Source organism: Segetibacter koreensis DSM 18137 (assembly GCF_000374045.1).
Taxonomy (GTDB): Bacteria; Bacteroidota; Bacteroidia; order Chitinophagales; family Chitinophagaceae; genus Segetibacter; species Segetibacter koreensis.
Genome location: NZ_KB893348.1, coordinates 1 through 22,592, shown reverse-complemented (window position 1 = coordinate 22,592; position 22,592 = coordinate 1). Strand labels below are relative to the sequence as shown.

Sequence of the window (22,592 nt, the reverse complement as noted above, 5' to 3'; positions counted from 1 at the left end):
CGCTGTTTTTAAAGTTTATGAATAAAAAAAGTGTTTTGATCAATGCCGGAATGGTAACAAATCAACCATCTGGTGTTGGGGTGTATTCATTAGAGTTACTAAAAGAACTGGTGCCAACTTTACAAAGAGAAGGATATAAATTCATTATCTATTGTTACGAGCCCACAATAATTGAGAAATTAAATATTGGCAATGTCAAAAGAATTTCTCTTGGATATCTACTTGATAGACTATTAAAAAATAAGGAAGTAATTCATAGACATATCTGGAATATAATTGTTTTAAATTTTATTTCCTGCAGGTACAATATTCTATATTCATTTACTTCTCACGGCACGCTCTTTCATCGTAAACAAATTATTACTATACATGATGTTATCTGCCTGAGTTTTCCTAATTCTCATAAAGGACAATATTATTACTTTAAATATTTTTTGCCCTTATTAATAAAGCAGACTAAACATATCATATCTATTTCAAATTTTACTAAAAATGAAGTTGTAGATGCCTACTCTCTCGATGATAAGAAGGTATCGGTCATTTACAACGGCATAGACCACTTAGAAAAACTGAAATGGTTTGAAAAAGATGAGGAATGGGTGGAAAAGATTACTGATAAGAAACCATTTTGTATATGTGTAGGCGCCTCTTACCCGCATAAAAATATTGAAACATTATTATCAGTTTGTGATAAAATGAAAAACCTGGATATTAAGTTTTTAATCATTAATAAACCGAATACATATTATAATTCTCTACGCGATAAAGTAGAGGAAATGGAGTTGAAGAACGTAATTTTTTTACCTTTTGTTGAGAGTTCAAGACTTGCTGTATTATATAAGATGGCGAGATTAAATATATATTTGAGTTTATATGAAGGATTCGGCTTTCCTCCTGCTGAAGCATCATTTTTTAAAACACAATCATTATTATCAAACCAGGCGGCGCTTGTAGAAGTGTACGGCGAAGGCTGCGAATACACAGAGCCGTTTGATATAGACAATATTGAAAAGATTGTTCTAAAATATGCTCTGTCAGAAAAGAAGTTAGAAACAGATACTTATTGTAAATTAAGAGAAAAATATAACTGGAAAAAAGCGGCAGAACAGACATTCCGTTTATTTAACAGCATTTAAGTTAAAAAAAGGAATCATCTTTGCTTAATTCTATTCTATTAAAAAATTAAAAATAAATCATGCATAAAAGAGAATATCTGGCTGGTTTGATACTTCCACGATTAGAGGCGGAGAAACAAAAAATGAAGGAAGAATTTACAGTAAAAGGAAGAATTAACACATGTTTCATAGATAATCTTTTACCTGAAAACATTGCCAGAGATATTTACAATGCTTTTCCGACCCCGGAAGAAATGGCAATACATAAATCTTTAAGGGAAAACAAAAGAATTGCTGCACAAATGGATTTATATAATCCACTTTTAGAAGAAATAGTGTATGCTTTTCAGGATGAGCGGATAGTTAAGATCGTTGAGGAAATTACAGGTATAAAACAAATGACACCGGACGAACATCTTTATGCAGGTGGAATAAGTTTAATGGCAAAAGGCAATTTTCTAAATCCTCATCTTGATAATTCTCACGATAACGACCGCGAAAATTATCGTGTTTTAAACTTATTATATTATGTTACTCCTGACTGGAAACTTGAAAATGGTGGTAATTTGGAGTTATGGGATCACGGGGTAAAAAATGAGCAAAGAACGATATTATCAAAATTTAATCGGTTAGTGTTGATGGTAACCAATAAGTCATCTTATCATTCTGTAAGCAAAGTGGTGGCAGATGGTAAGAGATGTTGCGTCTCTAATTATTACTTCTCAAAAATACCTGCCGAGTCAAGCGAGTATTTTCACGTCACCTCTTTTTACGGAAGACCCGAGGAACCTGTAAAAGATCTGGTACTAAGGGCAGATGCTTTATTAAGAAACTGTATTAGAAAGATTACAGGAAAAAGAATAATAGAAACGAAACATATTTATAAGAAAGATAAATAAACGTTTTTGATACTATATTTTCAATATCCTGTTGTTTAAATGTTAAGAAGCGAAGGAAAGAGTTTATCTAATTGAATTATATTTGCATCTCTTACACATTATTTAAATAATATATAAGCTTACTTAAGCTATAATCGTCTTTAAATGGATATAGTTATATCAGGATCGATCGTATTGTATAAAACTGACAAAAGAGTAAAAAGCTCAATTGAAAGTTTCTTAAATACAACTTTACCTGTTAAGCTTTTTCTTATAGATAATTCACCAACTCAGGAAATCAAAGAGCAGTTAAGAGATCTTTTACAGGACGGTAGGGTAGAATATATTTTTAGTGGAAAAAATATAGGTTTCGGTGCAGGACATAATAAAGCATTGCGAAAGGCTCCAAATCTCTCTTTGTATCATCTTGTACTTAATCCTGACGTACACTTTGATATTGATGTTTTAGGTGAACTCTATTCTTTTATGGAAGCTAATAAAGATGTAGGTCTTGTTATTCCTAAAGTTATCTATCCCGATGGAAGTTTGCAATATTTGTCTAAGTTATTGCCGTCTCCTTCAGACCTCATATTTCGTCGTTTTCTGCCTTCTTCCGTCATAAAAAAGCGGTTATTTAATTATGAAATGCAGTTCTCGGGTTATGACAAAAAAATGGAAGTCCCGTATATTTCAGGGTGTTTTATGTTTATGCGTACATCAACACTGCAGACAGTAGGTTTATTTGATGAACGCTTTTTTTTGTATCTCGAAGACACTGATTTAAGCCGGCGGTTTTTTCTCGCTGCTAAAAATATATATTATCCCGACGTTCAGATTGTTCATTATCATGAACGGGGTTCATATAAAAATCTGGGATTATTGTTCATTCATATAGCAAATGCGTTCCGCTATTTTAATAAATGGGGTTGGTGGAGAGACAAAGAAAGAAAATTAATAAACAACAAGGCAATACAAGGTGTACCAGGTAAAGCCTTACCTCAAAATTCGCTAAAAGTAAAAGTTGTGTAGTTTTTTATTTGAGTAATGCCAATTCTGTAGCAATATCAACTATTATAAAGATTGTGATAAACAGTTTAGGAGTTAAATAAAAATTTGAAAACAGGCAGCGAAAAGGAAAAAAGTAAGCCGAAATTACTAATTATCTTAAACCGCTTCGTTATAGGGGGACAGGCTGCTGATACAATACCTTTAGCCTGGCACCTTAAAAATGATTTTAAAATTCTTATTTTATATGGAGAAAAGGAAAAGGATGAAATAGAACCGTCATTCCTTTTACATATGTATCCTGGCATTCTTCTTAAAAAAATTAAGTTTCTAAAAAGAAGTCTTAATCCTTTTATTGATGTCTTAGCCTTCTTTCATATTTTATCCGTCATCCGTGGTTTTAAACCAAGTATAGTTCATACACACGGTTCAAAACCCGGTCTTTTAGGCAGGCTCGCCGCATATATTTCAGGAGTTCCTGTTATTATTCATACTTTTCACGGGCATTTTTTCCATTCTTATTTTTCTAAACGTATTTCTCGTTTCATTGCTTTTTTAGAAAGGTCAATTGGTAAAATTACTACCCGTTCCATTGCCCTAAGCGATTCTCAAAAGAATGAATTGGTCAGTGAATATAAAATATTTCCTGCTTCCAAAATTGCTGTTATTCCCCTTGGTTTTGCTTTTCCAAATCAAGAAAATTCTGAAGCACTCAGGGAGTCTTTTAGAAAAAAGTACAGCCTTAAAGAAGAAGATGTAGCAATTGGCATCGTAAGCCGAATTGTACCTGTAAAAAACCATTCTTTTTTTGTAAATATAATAGCCGAAATTTTACGTTCATTCACCGCGAGTCCTGTGGCATTTTTCATAGTTGGCGATGGTGAATTACGCAAGCGGGTTGAAGAGGAATTGAGCCAGAAAAAAGTGGCTTTTAGTAATACAGCAATTGATGTAAAAACAAGGGTGGTTTTTACGTCATGGCTGACAAACATTCCAGAAGTAATGAATGGATTAGATATAGTGGCTTTAACTTCTCTTAATGAAGGCACACCACTCTCTATTATTGAAGCACAATTTTTTAAAAAGCCAGTTATCGCTACAAATGCCGGTGGTGTAAAAGATAGCATGAAAGACGGAATTACAGGTTTTCTGATAAAGCAAAATGATATAACAACATTTTGCGAAAAACTTTGCTTATTAATTGATGATAAAGAACTGAGAAGTACAATGGGGAAAGCCGGAAACAAATTTGCTACAGTTACATTTTCAAAACATAAAGAGGTTACACTAACTAAAAACCTATACTTATCGCTACTGGAAGAAAGGGGAATTTTTTTATAAGAAATTATTTTTGCTCTCTTTTCCTGGCTGCAACAACAATACCCGTAGTGTTTTTAAAATCGCTGCCAACAATACTACCTGTTCCTTTTGCATGAAAACGAAAAGAAATCTTTTTAGGCAGATGTTGAATTTTATCAATAATCCAGGAGTAGCTCAACTTTTCAGAGCAAAAAATAATTTCAGTTGCACCATAGGGGTTAGAAATAGCAGCTAATTCGTTTTTGTTTTCGGCATTTAGATATAAATGCTCTATTGTTATTTCCCCTAATCCTCCATTAGCCAACAAAGTCTTTACTTCTTCACATTCTTCCTTAGTGCCTGCTACTAATATTTTATTTCGCTTTTTAATTGTTTTGATTTTTTTTTCAGATCTCCCTGATTTATTAAATGAATTAAATAAAAAAGAACCTTTTTGTAACCCAAATGGTGAAATTGCGGATGCGCTCGCTCTTAACCAAATGGCTAAATGTAAAAAAGAAGTAAATAGATGTGCAGACTTACCTGCATAATGTTTTTTCACAAAAATGCTCATAGCCTTGTAAAATATTTTTACATATTTTAAACTCCCCCTGCGTGTACTTTCTCCTTTAAAATGTATAATTGTGCTGCTACCAAAATAATAATTTTTATATCCCAGCTTCTGAATGCGGTAGCTAAGATCTATATCTTCTCCATACATAAAAAAAGCCTCATCAAAACCTTTTAACTCTGTTAACACATTTTTTCTAACTAACATAAAAGCCCCTGACAAAACATCTACTTCACAATTTTCGTATTCATTCAAATAAGGAAGATAATAGCGGGAAAAAATTGCAGATGTAGGAAACAGGCTGCTTAACCCAACCATTTTATAAAGCGACGTAAGTGGCGAAGGAAAAGCTCTTTTGCTTTCAGGCAAAAAAGCACCAGTTCCATCTATCATTCTAATTCCCAATGCGCCTGTATCAGTTTTTGTTTCCATAAATGTGATACAGCCCGTCAGAGAATCTTCTGGTATTAAGGTATCTGGATTTAGAAACAGGATGTATTTACCCCTGCATTCATTTAGCACCTGGTTATTTGCTTTGGCAAAACCTACATTCTTAAGATTTGCCTTAAAATTTACCCAGGGAAATTTTGCTTGCAAATAATGAATGCTATTATCAGAAGATGCATTATCTACAACCCATACTTCTGCCTCTAAATGTTCAATTGCCTTCTGCACCGAACACAAGCATTGCTCGAGAAAATATTTTACATTATAATTTACTATTATAATTGATAGTTGCAACTAAAGCGGTATTGATAACTGGATACGAATTACGAGCTTTTATGTAAGAATGTAAAACAAAATAAAGTATTGATTTGTACGTTATTTGTAAAACAGATTAGTTTTTATATGAATCAGATAATTTTTAAGGGGATAATTTTTGCGCAAATTGTATCAGTAGTTGTATCCGTCTTTTGAGCAGAAATAATAGTTGTTACAATTTCATAATCAACATCAGTTGAGTAATAAATAAATATAACCTCCAGTAAACTTTTTGCAGTTTCTTATTGTATTTGTTTTATGAACGCCTTTACCATAAAAGACATTGAAAACCTTTCCGGCGTAAAAGCTCATACCATTCGTATATGGGAACAGCGTTACGATTTTTTAAAGCCGCAACGTACCGATACCAACATTCGTTATTATTCTAACGAAGAATTGAAGATCATTCTAAATATTGCGTTGCTAAATAAATTTGGTTATAAGATTTCTCACATCAATAAAATGGATGTTGAGGAAATGCATCAAAAGCTAAATACCCTCTCTTATTACCAAGCGCAGCAGGAGCGAAGGATAAATGAATTGATTTGTCTTATGGTAGATCTTGAGATTGAGAGTTTTGAAGAATTGTTAGACAGGCAGATACGAGAAAAAGGAATTGAAAAAATAATAAGCGAAATTATTTTTCCTTTTCTTGAAAGAATAGGTATACTGTGGGTTACAAATAATATAAATCCTGCACAGGAGCATTTAGTAACAAACTTAATCAGGCAAAAAATTATTGTAGGTATAGAAACTTCGGTAAGCCAAATAAAGTCAAATAAAGTCGCCTTATTGTTTTTGCCTGAGGGCGAATACCATGAATTGGGATTACTGTATGTATATTATCTTTTGAAAAAAAATGGCGTAAAAGTTTTATATCTTGGTGCCGACGTGCCTGCTGCAGACCTTGAGTTTATTGTAAAAACAAAAAAACCGGATTATCTTTATACGCATCTCACCACAGTCGCGCATAATTTCAATAGCGAAAAATTTATGCATAATATTCATTCAAAAGTTGGCGATGTTCCTGTTATGATTTCGGGACCTCTTACCGTTGCATATAAGAAATCCATCCCACCTAACTTCCATTTTTTAAAATCGCTGCAGGAGGTAAAAGAATTTCTTTCCTGAGTTTATTTTACTTTTTTTCAAAATTTTCATCATCCAGTCTTATCGGACCGACTTCTTCAACGATTAGCTTATTACAATGTGAAAATCGTTTTTAAAGGAAATCAATACGAAAGTTTTATTAATTATAAATATCTTTGAAAAAACAATTTTATTATTTTTCGCCCATCTTTAAGTAATAACAAACAACTGACCTCTGCCTTTGTTCTTACCGTAGTCTATTGTTTATGGTGTTTCGTCTTGTTTTCATGCAATAGCGATTATACTCCCAAGCCCCGCGGATATTTTAAAATTCAGTTTCCCACAAAGCAATACCAGCTTTTTAACCAGCCCGGTTATCCTTATTCTTTTGAATATCCTGTTTATGCAAAGGTTGTAAAGGATACAAGTTTTTTTGGTCAGGCAACCGAGAACCCGTGGTGGATAAACATTGACTTCCCTGAGTTTAATGGCCGTATATATGTAAGTTATAAGGAAATAGGTAAAAATAAATTGGATAAGCTGGTAAATGATGCATTTGTCATGACCAACAAACATACGACAAAGGCTTACAGTATAGATGATTCACTTATTGCAACGCCTAACAATGTACATGGTGTATTTTTTAAAGTCGGCGGTGACGTAGCTACTGCTAACCAGTTTTTTTTAACCGATTCTACAAAAAACTTTCTAAGAGGTGCGCTTTATTTTGATGCTACTCCAAATGAAGACTCCTTAAGTGTCGTAAATCGTTTCTTAATAGAAGACGTAAGACATTTAATAAACACTTTCAAGTGGAAGTAGCAGAAACATTTTAAATAGTATTATTATTAATATTAAATTTAGATAATAATTTTAAACTTCCCTGAGGGGGATCGTGGGTTATGATAGCAATTGACAATATACTGGTAAGTGATGAGGTGGTGGAAGAAAAATTTGTTTGTGACCTTACTAAATGCAAAGGTGGTTGTTGTGAGGATGGTGATGCAGGTGCTCCGCTTGAAGTTCAAGAGCTTGCTCATCTCATTAATTTTTATGAAACGGTAAAAGAATACATGACAGCCGAAGGAATAAAAGAAGTTGAAAAAGTTGGTAAATATGTTTATGACCAGGAATTTGGATGGGTAACACCGACTGTAAAAAGCAAGATATGTGCATATGGCTACCGCGATAAACAGGGGATAATAAAGTGTGCTATTGAACAGGCTTACAACGACGGGAAAATAAATTGGAAGAAACCAATAAGTTGCCACCTTTTTCCAATTAGAATTAAAAAAAGTAGAGATGGAAAAACGGAATACGTAAACTACGAACCGAGGGAAGACCTTTGTGCAGCTGCGTGTAAGCTCGGAAAAAAGTTGAAATTGCCTGCCTATGTTTTTTTAAAAGAAGCGATTATAAGAAAGTACGGCGAAGAGTTTTATAATACACTTGAAGCAACAGCAATTCATATGGAAGAAAGCAAGTAAAGTTTTCCTTTTTCATTTATTGTTATCAGCGATTATTTTTTATTTTCATCTTTCATTTGTAACCCTCGTTTTACGTTACTCATTTGTTGCAGTTGCAGGCAAAACCGTTATTCCTTGTTAAAACTCCCGATTTCGTAACAGTGAATTCAGACTTCATTTTACTTTTGCGGATTAATACATGGGTAATTCTCACGTTAACATAGCGCTGGTTGGAAATCCTAATAGTGGTAAGTCTTCTTTATTTAATGCATTAACAGGCTTAAATCAAAAAGTAGGAAATTTTCCAGGAGTTACTGTTGATAAAAAAACAGGAAGTTGTACACTTGAACCAGGCTTTACCGCTAATATTATTGACCTTCCAGGAACGTACAGTCTTTATCCACGACGGGCAGATGAGTGGGTATCATACAAAGTTTTAATGAATGTTGATGATGGCATTCGTCCCGACATGGTAGTGCTGGTCGCTGATGCAAGTAATCTTAAACGAAATCTACTTTTTTGTTCTCAGATAATTGATCTTAAAGTTCCTGTTGTAGTCGCTTTGACTATGACTGATCTGGCAGCCAAAAAAGGTATTAAAATTGATCTGGAAGAATTAGAAAGGGAATTGGGAGTACCGGTAGTTTCTATAAACCCAAGAAAAAATAAAGGTTTACCCCAATTAAAAAAGGTACTGATACAAACGGCTCATCAACAATACAGGCCTCCTTTACGTGATTTTATTGACGTTAAAGCATTGGCAGAAAATGCTGTCGTAAGTATTCAGAAAGTTTTTCCTGCATTAAGCGATTATTCATCTATTCATTATCTTATCAATCATGAAAATTTTCCGCTTGCGGCAGACATACAGGATAAGATCGAAAATATAGAAGTGTTGAATAATTTTAACCCTACAAGGTTGCAAGCTGAAGAGATAATGCAGCGGTATAGCCGTATAAGGCAGATCATGCAACAGAGTGTAGTGGAAGAGGATCCCGTTCAACGCAAATTGTTTACAGAGAAGCTTGATAATATTTTACTTCACCGAACCTGGGGATATATTATCCTGCTATCTGTACTGTTCCTTTTATTTCAAAGCATCTTCTGGCTAGCAGCATTTCCCATGACTGCAATTGAATGGTCTTTTACTGCTGTAAGTGGCTGGTTAAATACTATACTGCCTTCTGCCTGGTGGAGTGATTTAATTATTAATGGATTTATTGCGGGTCTTAGCGGCATCTTAGTTTTTGTTCCGCAAATAATGATCCTTTTTGGCCTTGTTACGATTTTAGAAGATACAGGCTATATGGCACGCATTAGTTTTTTAAGCGATAAGCTAATGCGCAAGGTTGGCCTTAATGGGAAAAGCGTGATGCCTATGATCAGCGGTTTTGCGTGTGCAGTGCCGGCAATTATGAGTGCAAGGAGCATAGAAAACCGCAAAGAAAGATTGCTGACCATACTGGTCACCCCACTTATGAGTTGCAGCGCACGTCTTCCGGTATACACTATTCTTATTGGCTTGGTTATCCCTAACAAATTTTATTTTGGATTTTTAAGTTTACAAGGGTTGGTAATGATGGGATTGTATTTATTGGGTATCGTAATGGCTCTTATAGTTAGTTATGTCTTTAAAGTAATCATCAAATTAAAAGAAAAAAGTTTTTTCATTTTAGAGTTGCCCACTTATCGTGCCCCGCGTTGGAAAAATGTGGGTGTAACTATGGTTGAAAAGGCGAAAATATTTGTACGGGACGCAGGCAAAGTAATTATGGTTATCAGCATGCTATTATGGTTTTTGAGCAGTTATGGTCCGTCTAAACGAATGGAAAATCTTTCGGCTAAATACCAGCAATTGTATCAAAAATCCGGCAGGGATAAAGTTTCACTTGAAAGGGAGTACAGGTCTGAAAAACTTCAGAATAGTTACGCAGGTATTTTAGGCAGAAGTATAGAGCCGGCCATCACACCTTTAGGCTATGATTGGAAAATCGGAATCTCCTTAATTACTTCTATTGCGGCAAGGGAGGTATTTGTAGGAACGATGGCAACATTGTATAGCGTGGAAGAAGATAACGAAAATACTTCTTTACGTCAAAAAATGAGTAGTGCCCGACGCGCTGACGGAACTAAAGTATACACCCTTGCGACAGGTCTTAGTCTGATGGTATTTTATGTTTTAGCAATGCAGTGTATGAGTACGCTTGCCGTAGTGAAAAGAGAAACAAAAACATGGAAATGGCCACTCATTCAGCTATTTTACATGACTTTTCTTGCATACATGATGGCGCTGCTTGTATACCAGGTAATGACGTAATTATTTTTTTATTCGCCATTATGCCGGAGTGTGACGGGCAGTAGCTTTATTATCTCAAAAAAGGCAAGCTGCAGTTTTATATTTTTCTTAAGAAATATTATCAGTTATCGTCATGCCCAATATCTCTGTTATTCCAGATGCCCTATTAGCGGCATCACTTTTGTACTTGCAATCGAAATTTTTCTATGATAAGACTGCTACTCATATTTGCGCTTGTACCGACACTATTATTTTCTCAAACACGGAAACAAAGAAAAGCCTTAGAAGCACAGAGAAAAGCAGACGAAAAGGTTATCAATAATTTAAAAAATCACTTTGACTTTTTCGCAAATAATATCCAAAATTCAAAGGCTGTTGTAAAAGAAGGTGAGGCTCCTGTAGAGTATATAAGCAACCAATTTAAATCAATCGGTCTTCAGCCAAAAGGAACCAATGGATATATTCAACAATTTAAAGTAGACGAAGGAAAGCAAATTGCACCAGTTACTTCTTTAAAATTAAATGGTACTTTGCTTGCTGTTAAAAGAGACTATTTTCCACTTCCATTTTCTGCTACCAAATCGGTCACAGGTATGCCGGCAATAGCGTTAAAAGAAAAGGGAGTACCTTGGTTTACCGATATAAAAGACTGGCTCGATGATAATGACAAAAACGCTGATTTTGATATTTTGAAGGCAGCACAGAAAGAAGCAGTAAGAGCCGCTTCAAAAGGCGCAACCGCTTTATTCTTATATAATAGCAGCAACCTCGCTGATAACATTCGTTTTAACAGCAGGGATAAGACTTCTCCTTTGTCTATTCCGGTTATTTATATTACACCAAAGGGATACAGCAAATATTTAACTGACCAATCTCAGGTGTTAGATATAGAATTAAATGTAGCATTTAAAGAATCAATTAAAAATGCGAGCAATGTTGTAGGTTATATTGACAAAGGTGCTTCTACAAATATAGTAATCGCAACACCCTATAAACCTACTTATCATGAGGAAAGCGATAGCTTAGCAGACAACGAAAAAGTGAAAGAATACGCGGATATTGCAAGTGGTACATCTATGTTGATAGAGCTGGCAAGAATGTTATCTGCATCAAAAGCAAAAAACAGCAATTATACTTTCATTGCTTATACCAGTGAAGATTCTCTTTCTCAAACCTGTAAATGGTTAAACAATTCTGCAATTACTTTACCCGTTAATTATGTTGTTAATCTTCAAAAAGTTGGCCGATATGATCAAGATAAAAAACTACTGATAGAAGGTTATGGTACAACGCCAGATTGGGTACAAGCGATAAAACCTCTTGCTGACAAAAATGTAGAAGTAACTTTTGACAGCACGGGTCATCAACTTTTAGACTCATCAATTCATATGGCCGTTCCGGTATTAAACTTTTTTACAGTTTCTCCTCAAAAAGATAACTATTCATTAGTAGGCAATGGTACAATAAACTATGAAGGAGAATTACAGATTGCAAAGTTTATCTATCATTTGGTTGAAGCAACAGATGGAAAAGGAAAAGTCGCTCTTGCAGAAAAAAATATAACTGAAATGGGCCGTTGATCAGCTACAGATTTTTTAAAATTGTTGTAGAGCACTGTTTTTCATCTGCCTTATCTCCGATTAGTTATTTCATAAGTGATTGAAACATTTTTATTATGAGGTAAGAACCCATCTATTAATTTCAACCATACATCGGAATTAAAAAATCAAAAGAATGGATAATTTGACCTGGATTTTTAACTTTGCTCATAATGAAGCTGATACTGGACAATGATGCAATCGCTGATGATTTTTTTTCGGATACACGCCTTATTGGAATAATGGCCCCTGTAAAGAATTACCAGTTTTGCTGGCAGCTTAATCATTTATTGGGTTATAATTTTCGACTAAATACTGAGATTGACAAGCAATTACGAAAAAAAAACCGGCAGTATTTTTTTTCTGTATATCAACACGAAGAAAATAGCTTTCTAAAATATTATTTATTTCACAACCATTGTGATGGAGAATATCTCTTGCCAGAGTTTAGACATATGGATTTCTTATTGCTGATGAAAGGAGATTATGTGGATGATAATAAGTGTTCAAGTATAATTACAGTTATAAAATCCATCGGCTGTGTACAAATGGTAGCGGAGTTAACAAACGAAAAAATTAAAAATAAAGAACATCTAGTCTTTTAACCCTTAGTAACTTTTCTTATACCTAAAGAGAATTTGATAAGGAAAGTACAAAGACGTTTTATTGCTTTATACTTTCCTTCTATAAGTTTAAGGCTTCTTCTCGATTTTTTTAGTCTTCTGCACTTTCACATTTATTTTGTCAGCTACAGTTCCTGAGTCTTTTTTGGAATGAGGAGAAACGCTGTCTTTGGTGACACCTGTAATATTTTTGGCAGTATCTACAGTCACAGCACTTGCATTTCCCGTTTCAGTAGTAGAGCTCTGCTCTTGCGAATGGCCCTCTTTGTTATCCGAGGATTGAGAAACCTCATCGTTTTCATACTTTCCCACAGTAGATGAATTACTATTACTTTCGCATGCCGTAAATAATAATAATCCCGAAAGGCAGATAACAGAAATTTTCTTCATTTAATTTTAGTTTAATTAAAAATTAAAGGTAAGCCAGAGAGTTTAGAATCAATCGGATGATAATTAAAACTTGCATAATGGCTACAATAAAACTTAAACGCTTTCTGGTAATAAATACAAACAATTTCTTTAGATATGATCAATCATGAACTTTATTTAATACAAGGCGTAATTGATTTTTGAAATGTTAAAGTACAAATATTTTGGCTGAGCAGGTTATTGAATTATTAGTAATATTACATTCAAATTAATCCATCCACAATTCTGTTGTGACGAATAAACTTATGAAAATTTTTTGTAAAAAGCCTGCGTTAATCCTCCTGATAATTATTTCTTGTTATTCTGCATCGGCTCAAAATAACTTTTGGAAGGATATTTTAGAAACAAAAATTCCTCTAGGTAACAAACAGAGAAAAATTATTCCTCAACAGTACCGGACATTAGTTTTAGACACATCAAAACTCAGCTCTTTCTTAAAAACAATACCAAAGGAATTTAGTGAAACTGCAAAAAAAAGTAACTTAATTATTACCGTTCCTATGCCTGATGGTAGTTTTAACAGGTTTCGCCTGGTAGAGACTTCAATGATGGAGCCAGGATTAGCAGCAAAATTTCCTGAGATAAAAACGTACAACGGCCAAGGCATTGATGACCCTTATGCCACCATTAAACTTGATTGGTCAGAGCGAGGTTTTCATGCTATGATACTTTCGCAGATCAAGGGCTCAGTCTTTATTGATCCTTATGTTCAGGAAACATTAACGAACTATATCTCTTACTTTAAAAAGGATGTTCGGCAAAAAAGCCCTTTTATTGAAAATGGAACTATTGTTAGCAAAGAGATTTTAAACAAAGGAATAACGGCAGCGCGACCGCAGGGGGCCCAGTGTATTGGAGGAACGTTAAGAACCTATCGTCTTGCGGTTGCATGTACCGGCGAATATGCAAATGCTGTAGCAGGAGCAACGGCAACAATAAGCCAGACTTTGGCTGCTATGGTTACTACTATAAACCGGGTTAATGGAATATATGAAAGTGAACTAGATATCAGGTTAGTGCTGGTTACAAATAATGATAAAATAGTCTTTACAGATTCAACCAAAGATCCTTTTAAAGGAAATGATGATGCAAATGTTCTTATAAATGAAAGCCAGTCTAATATTGATAACATTATTGGTGCAGACAACTATGACATTGGCCATACATTAAGCACCCAAAGTGGGGGACTTGCAGAAGTTGGAGTAGTATGTATTAATGGATCGAAAGCAAGTGGTGTAACAGGAAATTCTCCTCCTTCAGGCGATCCGTTTGATATCGATTATGTCGCGCACGAAATGGGCCATGAGTTTGGTGCTAACCATACTTTCAACGCCACTACGGGCAATTGCAGCGGTAATGGAAATTCCACCTCGAACGCTGAACCCGGAAGTGGAAGCACGATTATGGGCTATGCGGGCATTTGTGATGCTTCAAACGATCTTCAGGCAAACAGTGACCCCCAATTTCATGCAATCAGCTTTAATGAAATAACTGATTATATTACAAATGGCAATGGCAGTGATTGCGCGGTAAAAACAGCTACTGGTAATAATCCTCCGGTTGTAAATGCCGGAGCCAGTTATACCATTCCAAGATCAACTCCGTTTGTGCTTACCGGCTCTGCCACTGACGCCGACAAGGACGCTCTTTTGTACAGCTGGGAAGAAATAAATGTAGGAGGTCCGTTTGGCGAATGGAATGCTCCTAAAGGTGATGCACCTATTTTCCGTTCCTTTCCGCCGGTTACCACTCCTGTACGTTACTTTCCAAAACTTAGTGATATTTTGAACAATACTACTACCATAGGCGAGATTCTTCCTACCTATTCCCGTTCGCTAAAATTTCGTTTGACAGCTCGTGATAATCATTCGGGAGGGGGTGGTGTATGTTTTGGAGAGACATCGGTAACAGTTAACGGGAAAGCCGGACCTTTTAAAGTAACGCAACCAGATACTGCCGCTACATGGAATAGTGGTACTTTCAAAATAATTACCTGGAGTGTTAATAACACAAATCTTGCTCCGGTGAATTGTACTAACGTTGCAATAGAACTATCTACCGATGGTGGTCAAACATTCCCTGTTACTGTGCTTGCAAGTACACCAAATGATGGGTCAGAAGAAATAGTAGTACCCGATAATGTAACTACTACGGCAAGAATAAGAATAAAAGCTATTGATAACATTTTTTTCGATATCTCCAATAAAAATTTTAAGATTGAACCTTTTGTTTTCACAGGCAAAAAAGATATAAATAATACTGTAAACCTTCAATGGCAGGCTACAAGCGAAATTGATAGTCTTAGTTATGAAATAGAAAGAAGTATAAATGGTACCGATTTCGTTTCTCTTGGTAAAATAAATGCAGTAAATAATCCTGATAGCCTCAGTAAATATCTGTTTAACGATAGCAAACCATACCAGGGTGTAAATTACTACCGGATAAAGCAGATAGATAAAGCCGGTCGATTTACTTATACAAAAATTGTAAGTGTAGCTCTCGACAAAGCCGGGGTGAAATACACTGTCTATCCAAACCCTGCCATAAACAAAAGCTCCATTCGTATACTTGCCGATTTGAAGCAGGTAACAGTGCGTTTAACTGATGCTTTAGGAAGGGAAGTTTTTCTAAAAAGTTTCGGGACACTCAACATAGGTGAAGAAATTCAAATTCCCTTGAAAGGATTGAATAGGGGAGTTTATTTTTTAACTCTCGCTTCAGATACCGGTACTACTACTAATAAAATAATGGTACAATAAAAAGTGTCAAGAACAACATTAAAAAAGCCATCCAGTAGAAGGGATGGCTTTTTTAATGTAATCAATGGAAAAAACTCTAAATTTTTGCAAGATTTTTTTTCCATACCAAAAATGGCTCTTCTACTAATAGAACCTTTTCTTTTCATGATCCTGGGCTTTAGGATGACCTGAATTAAACCTGTTCTATTCATACCCAAATCAATTCTAAATATTTGAGAGTAAACAGAGAAGCTTCATTAAGGACAAAAGAGGTAAAACAAAAAAAGCCACTTTTAAAAAGTGACTTTTTTTATATATTTTCTCCGATCTCTTATCTTCCGTTCATACTTGCAAGAAACTCAGTGTTGTCTTTTGTTCCACGCATTCTCTTTAGCAATTCATTCATTGCCTCTTCAGTGTTCATATCGTTCATGTATAAACGAAGAATGTTCATTCTTTGAAGTGTTTCTTTATCAAGCAACAAATCGTCGCGACGGGTTGAAGATGACACAAGGTCAATGGCAGGGAAAATACGTCTGTTCGCCAACCTGCGATCAAGTTGTAGTTCCATGTTTCCTGTTCCTTTAAACTCTTCAAAAATTACTTCATCCATTTTCGAACCTGTTTCAATCAATGCTGTTGCCAGAATGGTTAATGAACCGCCATGTTCTATTTTTCTGGCTGCGCCAAAAAATTGTTTTGGCTTTTGCATTGCATTTGCCTCTACACCACCACTTAATACTTTACCACTTGATGGAGCAACTGTATTATGTGCCCTTGCCAAACGTGTAATACTATCAAGTAAGATTACAACATCGTGCCCACACTCAACAAGGCGTTTCGCTTTTTGCAGTGCAATTGAGGATACCTTTACATGTTTTTCAGCCGGCTCATCAAACGTAGAGGCAATAACTTCCGCTTTAACACTACGTTCCATGTCGGTTACTTCCTCCGGGCGTTCATCTATCAACACCACCATTAAGTAACATTCAGGGTGATTAGCTGCAATTGCATTGGCAACTTCTTTAAGCAATACAGTTTTACCAACTTTTGGTTGAGCCACAATCAATCCACGCTGACCTTTTCCTATAGGTGTAAAGAGGTCGATAATGCGCGTACTGAAATTGTTTGAAGTAGTAAATAAATTAAGCTTTTCGTAAGGAAAAAGTGGTGTCAGATAATCAAATGGTACACGGTCACGAACCTCCTCTGGTCCTTTGCCATTAATAAATTCAACCTTTAACAGAGCAAAATATTTTTCGCCTTCTTTTGGAGGACGAACAAAGCCGGAAACCGTATCACCTGTTTTTAAACCAAACAACTTTATCTGTGAAGGAGAAACATAAACATCGTCGGGAGATGATAAGTAATTGTAATCAGACGAGCGAAGGAAGCCATAACCATCAGGCATCATTTCCAACACACCTTCACTTTGTATTACGCCGTCAAATTCTATATTAAAAGCTTGCTCTCTTCTTTGGCTTTGTTGGTGAAATTTATTGGTAGGCGCTTGTTGCTGTACCACTGGTATGTCATCTACAGCCTGTGTTTCTTCTAAAGCATCAGTTCCGTTTACGTTTTCACTGTCACCTTTAGTTTCCGCTACCTCAGCTACGTTATTAGATGTGTTAAACTCTAGTTGTGCCTCGTTTTTTGGTTCTTTTGGTCGCCGTCCGCGTTTTTGTCCGGCATTTTTATAATTTTCTTTTTTAAGAGTTTCTTCTGGTTCAGGCTTACTTACTTCTGGTGCTGTTGTGGGGGTTTCCTCAACAGGTGCAGAGGCTGTAGCTTTTGCAATGCGTTTGCGCCTTGGCCTTTCCGCTACAGTCGATTTATCGGACCCATCAACTGCCGCCTGACGGTCTAATATTTTATAAATTAAGTCTTTTTTATCTGTTTTTTGAGCATGGGGAATACTCAGTTGATCTGCTATATCCTTAAGTTCAGGAACAAGCATGTCATTCAATTGCGCTATGTCGTACATAAATAATTTTGATAGTTAAACTCAAACCATCCAAGGTGAAAAGGAAAATATTTGAATAAAATGAAATTGGGAAAACCTAAAAACTGATATATAAAGAGTGGTGCTTCTGATCAGCTTTGAATTTCAATGCAAGTTTACGATACATTTTTGAAAATCAATAAATTTTAAAATTATTTTACATTTTTCATGATATTATAAGAAGTTTTTAAGGTATTAGCAATGGGTAAAGTAAAATTTGCATTGTTTGCAGTAAGTTTTTCTATTTTTTGGCGATTATACAACCTGATTTTATTTTTTTGATATAGATTGGTTTTCACGAAATAATTATGACAGGAGATGTGTTATGCTGAGTTTAGTACTCTCAATTCATCAGCCTACAATTTTAAGAACTTCCTCTTTATTAAAATCCTCTTATTATAATTTCAAAAGATTTACTCACTACCACTTACTTTTTACCTCAAAAACTTCGTGCCAATCTTAAAAATGTCTCTTTTTATTTTATGTTTTAATATTTTATTTTATTAGGAACGTTTGTTTCAATAGTTTGTTTTGTACACGGCCAACTTTTTATTATATTTTTTCTGATCAAAAGAGCGCCATACGAAGGGATATTTCTTTAACTTCCATTAAAACCATACATTCATTTCTTTGAAGATAAATAGCAATTGCTAAAGATTTAAGAAGAATAATTGTGTTACTATAAATTAGGCATTTGGAGTTTAGAAATTAAATACTGCCGAACTATAACCTAAAATTGTAAGACCCGTTGTTTTGAAAAAGTAAGCTTATTTTGTTATTAACAGTACTGAAGTTTTTGCAACAAATAAGTTCTGTAAGTTACAAATTTTTTTTATTATGCAAAAGACAATTTTTTAAATGGTAAAAATATCAAAAGTGGTAAACCAAGCTGCAAAACTACAACCCCTTATCTTTGCCGTCTTATAAAATCAGACTATGTTTAATAAACGGGTAAAGATAAAACATCTGTTGGAATCAGTTGAAACAGGCAATGAAGTAACAGTAATGGGTTGGGTTCGAACATTTCGTAATAACCAGTTTATAGCTTTGAACGATGGCAGTACAAATAATAATCTTCAAGTAGTGGCAGAGCTTGGTTTATTAGACGAAACAACTATAAAAAGGATAACCACAGGATCTTCTTTAAAAATAACCGGGAAGGTAGTTCCGTCATTAGGTAAAGGACAAACTATAGAAGTAAAGGCTTCATCTATAGAAGTTTTGGGAGATAGTGATGCAGATAAATATCCGCTACAGCCAAAAAAACACAGTCTTGAATTTTTAAGAGAAATAGCACATTTGCGTTTTCGCACAAATACATTTGGTTCTGTATTTCGCATCAGGCACTCGCTCGCTTTCGCAGTTCATAAATTTTTTAATGACAAGGGTTTTGTTTACTTGCACACCCCTATCATTACGTCATCAGATGCAGAGGGCGCAGGAGAAATGTTTCGTGTAACTACTTTGCCACTTGGAAATCCTCCTACAACTGAAGACGGCAGCATTGATTTTAAAGAAGACTTTTTTGGAAAGAGCACTAATCTTACTGTAAGCGGTCAGTTGGAAGGTGAGCTTGGAGCAATGGCATTTAGTGAAATTTATACTTTTGGACCCACCTTTAGGGCAGAAAATTCTAACACAACTCGACATCTTGCCGAGTTTTGGATGATAGAACCTGAAATGGCCTTTTGCGATATAGAAGATAACATGAACCTGGCCGAGGAGTTTATGAAATATCTTATACAATATGCGATAGAAAATAACCGCGAAGACGTAGAGTTTTTAAATTCACGACTTGCAGAAGAGGAAAAACAGAAGCCGCAAAACGAGCGAAGCGAGTTTGGGCTGATAGAAAAGCTGGAATTTGTTTTAAATAATAATTTTGAAAGGATCACCTATACACAAGCGATCGATATTCTTCTTGAAAGCCCGGCATACAAAAAGAAGAAATTTAAGTATGATGTGAAATGGGGGATTGATTTACAAAGTGAGCATGAAAGATACCTGGTAGAAAAACACTTTAAAAAGCCGGTAATAGTTACTGGATATCCTAAAGAAATTAAAGCCTTCTACATGCGTCAAAACGAAGATGGCAAGACTGTCGCTGCAATGGATATTCTTGCGCCGGGAATTGGAGAAATAGTAGGTGGTTCGCAAAGAGAAGAAAGGCTCGAAAAGTTGGAGGAGAGAATGAGAGAAATGCAAATACCAATAGAAGAAATGAGTTGGTATTTAGACACCCGTCGGTTTGGTACAGTACCTCATGCAGGTTTTGGATTAGGTTTTGAGCGATTAGTACAATTTGTTACGGGTATGACAAACATAAGAGATGTGATCGCATTTGCCAGAACCCCGAAAAATTGTGAATTTTAATTTAGACAGGAAAAAAGGAAAGTATTAAAATTCGTTCTTTTTAGTATTTTCTTAATTAAAATTTTTCCTTTTTAATTATCATCCTATATTTGCAACCCGAAAGGAAAATGCTGGTGCGGTAGCTCAGTCGGTAGAGCAAAGGACTGAAAATCCTTGTGTCGGCGGTTCGATCCCGCCCCACACCACTTTGTTATTATTAAAGCTTTGATAGCCAATGGGTTATCAGAGCTTTTTTTATTTGTTGTACGGCCTGTTGTACGGTTTTTTGCAGATTCTGTTTTTTGGCTGTCCAAACCTGTAAATGAATTGTAAAAGTTCTTCAAGCATAATGCAGAGCATTTACGACAGTCGTGCTTGATTGTTTATTTTTGTAACTGTTCTGCGATTAATAGTTTCTCCCTTTCAATTTCCGCTACCAGTTCTTGCTCGGTAGGAAGATATAACCGATACTTGGTTGCAAAAAGCTGTTCATTTCCGTTAAGAATAGAATATTTAACTACCGTTTCCTCTTTTTCAGTGCACAGGATGATGCCAATGGTCGGGTTATCTCCTTCCGTTCGCTTGAGGTCGTCAAACATTCTAATGTACATGTCCATCTGTCCTGTGTCCTGGTGAGTAAGCTTACCTGTTTTTAGGTCAAACAGTACGAAGCATTTAAGGATGTAATTATAAAAAACAAGATCAATAAAGAAATGAGAGGTCTCGGTACTAATACGAAATTGCCTGCCTATAAAAGAAAAGCCCTTGCCGAGCTCCAATAAAAATTGCTGAAGGTTATTAATTAAAGCAGTTTCAATGTGTTGTTCACTTACATCATATGGTTGGGGGATATTTAGAAATTCAAAGATGTAAGGGTCTTTAATGAAATCTGCCGGTGATTGTTTCTCTAATTCGCCAGATTTTTTTAGCACTTCTTGTTTGCTCTGGGACGAAAGTAAACGTTCGTAATAGAAAGTATTGATATTTCGTTCAAGAACACGGGTGCTCCAGTTCTGGTTTGCAGCTTCATTTAAATAGTATTGTCGGCCATTAACATTTTCTACCCTCATTAGTAACCTGTAGTGAGTCCATGTTAACTCTTTTCTTAACCCAGAAGGGAGTGCAACTTTTATGTTTTCTTGAGATTCGCTACGCACTGGGTAGCGAATCTCCTCGCTAGGAAACGTTTGGTAGAATTGCCTGAAATTGCGAAGATTAGCCTGAGAAAACCCTTTCCCGATTTCACCGGACAATTGTTTTGAAAGTTCTTTTATAAGAAAGGATCCGTAATCTGCTTTTTCCTTCCCCCTTTGCTCTTCTTCAACTATCCGTTTTCCAACACTCCAATAAGTCTCAACCATTATAAAGTTGATAGCGTTATACGCCTTTTGCCTCCCAGCAGTCAGTAAGTTTCTTATCTCAGCGACAAACTTTTGTTCAATCTCCATTTCCTAGAAGTGATTTTATTATTATTATAGGTTCCAGGCACCACCAATTCACTACGCACTGCGTAGCATATCTTTATTAGTGAATGTAAGCAAGTTAAATATCAATTATCACTATTAGGTAGAGAAGTAATTGAAATCTTATTAGAAGCCTATTGTTGATTCAGAAAGGGTTGACGGAAAAAAAACCGAGCAATAAGAAGTGTAGTCCAAACATATACCACCTAAGGGCAACGGCAAATTCTCTTATGTATCTGCAATACCGTTTCGGAACGGATGGAAGCATTTATGAATTTACGATCAAAGGGAGGTTTATACTATCAGTGAAAAAAAAGGTTTTTGACCTCAATAATCTTGATGATTTTGATGCCGTTAGTATAACTTCTTCTTAATCAAAAAGATATGCGCATCAAAACTCGCATCAAGAGCGCATCAGTAAAACAGCGTTGATGCGGATTTTTAAAAGCTGATGCGGCTTTGATGCTACAATAAACAATTAAAGAACAAGCAGTTATAGAGGTTTTTATCACTGCATCAAAATTGTAGGCGTGCATGAGCCCCTATTTTTCGCCACAAGAAGCAAACAAATTAGATAGAGTACTTGGGGAAACTAGGATTCTAGTCATAGAATAAACTTGTCTGGATTTTTTTCTTTTCTTCCGAAAATTCTTAATACGTTATGCAAATACTTTTTCTTCACCAGGCCACCTTAGTAATGGATTGATGTTAAGCGAAAGGGTAAGGGTTGGAGTTTGACTAATAAAGCATCATAAGTGCGCCTGCTAAAGATTAAAAATTTTCTTCCCCGTACTATAGCTGTACAATGTTAAGTGCTTATAAGCAGGCAAAACCAATTTCACCGACGGGATTGTTTCACCAATAAGAATCGGCCTTGTACTTATGATGCCAGTTGTACTTCATAGC

16 protein-coding genes and 1 tRNA gene are annotated in these 22,592 nt (G+C 35.4%); 13 read left to right on the top strand and 4 right to left on the bottom strand.

From position 1 onward, the window contains the following. Nucleotides 1-17 precede the first annotated feature (17 nt). From B154_RS0119490 to B154_RS0119475, 4 genes are all read left to right on the top strand, one after another. Nucleotides 18-1,136, top strand: a complete 1,119-nt coding sequence (locus tag B154_RS0119490) for a glycosyltransferase family 4 protein (RefSeq protein WP_018616004.1) — start codon at nt 18-20, stop codon at nt 1,134-1,136. A gap of 59 nt (nt 1,137-1,195) precedes the next feature. Then, on the top strand, nt 1,196-2,014 hold the full coding sequence (locus B154_RS0119485) for a 2OG-Fe(II) oxygenase (protein ID WP_018616003.1): 819 nt from the start codon (nt 1,196-1,198) through the stop codon (nt 2,012-2,014). 144 nt (nt 2,015-2,158) lie between these two features. Continuing rightward, nucleotides 2,159-3,022, top strand: a complete 864-nt coding sequence (locus B154_RS0119480; protein WP_018616002.1) for a glycosyltransferase family 2 protein — start codon at nt 2,159-2,161, stop codon at nt 3,020-3,022. Nucleotides 3,023-3,106: 84 nt separating this feature from the next. Continuing rightward, the gene (locus B154_RS0119475; protein WP_018616001.1) at nt 3,107-4,339 is read left to right on the top strand and encodes a glycosyltransferase; all 1,233 of its coding nucleotides are present in this window, start codon (nt 3,107-3,109) and stop codon (nt 4,337-4,339) included. A gap of 4 nt (nt 4,340-4,343) precedes the next feature. Here the strand turns inward: B154_RS0119475 and B154_RS29165 are convergent, their stop codons facing one another. Next, nucleotides 4,344-5,609, bottom strand: a complete 1,266-nt coding sequence (locus tag B154_RS29165; RefSeq protein WP_071595312.1) for a glycosyltransferase family 2 protein — start codon at nt 5,607-5,609, stop codon at nt 4,344-4,346. Nucleotides 5,610-5,888: 279 nt separating this feature from the next. Here B154_RS29165 and B154_RS0119465 point away from each other — a divergent pair, with 279 nt between their 5' ends. The 6 genes from B154_RS0119465 to B154_RS0119440 all read left to right on the top strand — a co-directional run bounded on the left by B154_RS0119465 (nt 5,889) and on the right by B154_RS0119440 (nt 12,684). After that, the gene (locus tag B154_RS0119465; protein WP_018615999.1) at nt 5,889-6,761 is read left to right on the top strand and encodes a MerR family transcriptional regulator; all 873 of its coding nucleotides are present in this window, start codon (nt 5,889-5,891) and stop codon (nt 6,759-6,761) included. A gap of 237 nt (nt 6,762-6,998) precedes the next feature. After that, nucleotides 6,999-7,541: a gliding motility lipoprotein GldD gene (gene gldD / locus B154_RS0119460; RefSeq protein ID WP_018615998.1), complete on the top strand. Its 543-nt coding sequence runs from the start codon at nt 6,999-7,001 to the stop codon at nt 7,539-7,541. An 80-nt stretch (nt 7,542-7,621) separates the two neighbouring features. After that, nucleotides 7,622-8,206 carry a DUF3109 family protein gene (locus B154_RS0119455; protein WP_018615997.1) on the top strand — a complete coding sequence of 195 codons (585 nt, stop codon included), beginning with the start codon at nt 7,622-7,624 and terminating at the stop codon, nt 8,204-8,206. 178 nt (nt 8,207-8,384) lie between these two features. Further along, complete coding sequence (feoB, locus tag B154_RS0119450) at nt 8,385-10,502, top strand: ferrous iron transport protein B (protein WP_018615996.1); 2,118 nt, start codon at nt 8,385-8,387, stop codon at nt 10,500-10,502. A gap of 185 nt (nt 10,503-10,687) precedes the next feature. Continuing rightward, nucleotides 10,688-12,061: a zinc-binding metallopeptidase family protein gene (locus B154_RS0119445; RefSeq protein ID WP_018615995.1), complete on the top strand. Its 1,374-nt coding sequence runs from the start codon at nt 10,688-10,690 to the stop codon at nt 12,059-12,061. Nucleotides 12,062-12,252: 191 nt separating this feature from the next. Continuing rightward, complete coding sequence (locus tag B154_RS0119440; RefSeq protein WP_018615994.1) at nt 12,253-12,684, top strand: IPExxxVDY family protein; 432 nt, start codon at nt 12,253-12,255, stop codon at nt 12,682-12,684. Nucleotides 12,685-12,771: 87 nt separating this feature from the next. On the opposite strand, the gene B154_RS0119435 is transcribed toward B154_RS0119440, so the two are convergent. Beyond that, the gene (locus tag B154_RS0119435) at nt 12,772-13,092 is read right to left on the bottom strand and encodes a hypothetical protein (protein WP_018615993.1); all 321 of its coding nucleotides are present in this window, start codon (nt 13,090-13,092) and stop codon (nt 12,772-12,774) included. Between the two features lie 284 nt (nt 13,093-13,376). Between B154_RS0119435 and B154_RS29160 the strand changes: the two genes are divergently transcribed. Then, the gene (locus B154_RS29160; protein WP_018615992.1) at nt 13,377-15,890 is read left to right on the top strand and encodes a reprolysin-like metallopeptidase; all 2,514 of its coding nucleotides are present in this window, start codon (nt 13,377-13,379) and stop codon (nt 15,888-15,890) included. Between the two features lie 310 nt (nt 15,891-16,200). Here the strand turns inward: B154_RS29160 and rho are convergent, their stop codons facing one another. After that, on the bottom strand, nt 16,201-17,853 hold the full coding sequence (rho, locus tag B154_RS0119425) for a transcription termination factor Rho (protein WP_018615991.1): 1,653 nt from the start codon (nt 17,851-17,853) through the stop codon (nt 16,201-16,203). A 954-nt stretch (nt 17,854-18,807) separates the two neighbouring features. On the opposite strand from rho, the gene asnS reads away from it, so the two are divergent. Next, nucleotides 18,808-20,244, top strand: a complete 1,437-nt coding sequence (gene asnS, locus B154_RS0119415) for an asparagine--tRNA ligase (RefSeq protein WP_018615989.1) — start codon at nt 18,808-18,810, stop codon at nt 20,242-20,244. A 112-nt stretch (nt 20,245-20,356) separates the two neighbouring features. Then, nucleotides 20,357-20,429, top strand: a tRNA-Phe gene (locus tag B154_RS0119410). Nucleotides 20,430-20,606: 177 nt separating this feature from the next. Here B154_RS0119410 and B154_RS0119405 read toward each other — a convergent pair. After that, on the bottom strand, nt 20,607-21,671 hold the full coding sequence (locus B154_RS0119405; RefSeq protein WP_018615988.1) for a PDDEXK nuclease domain-containing protein: 1,065 nt from the start codon (nt 21,669-21,671) through the stop codon (nt 20,607-20,609). Between the last annotated feature and the right edge of the window lie 921 nt (nt 21,672-22,592).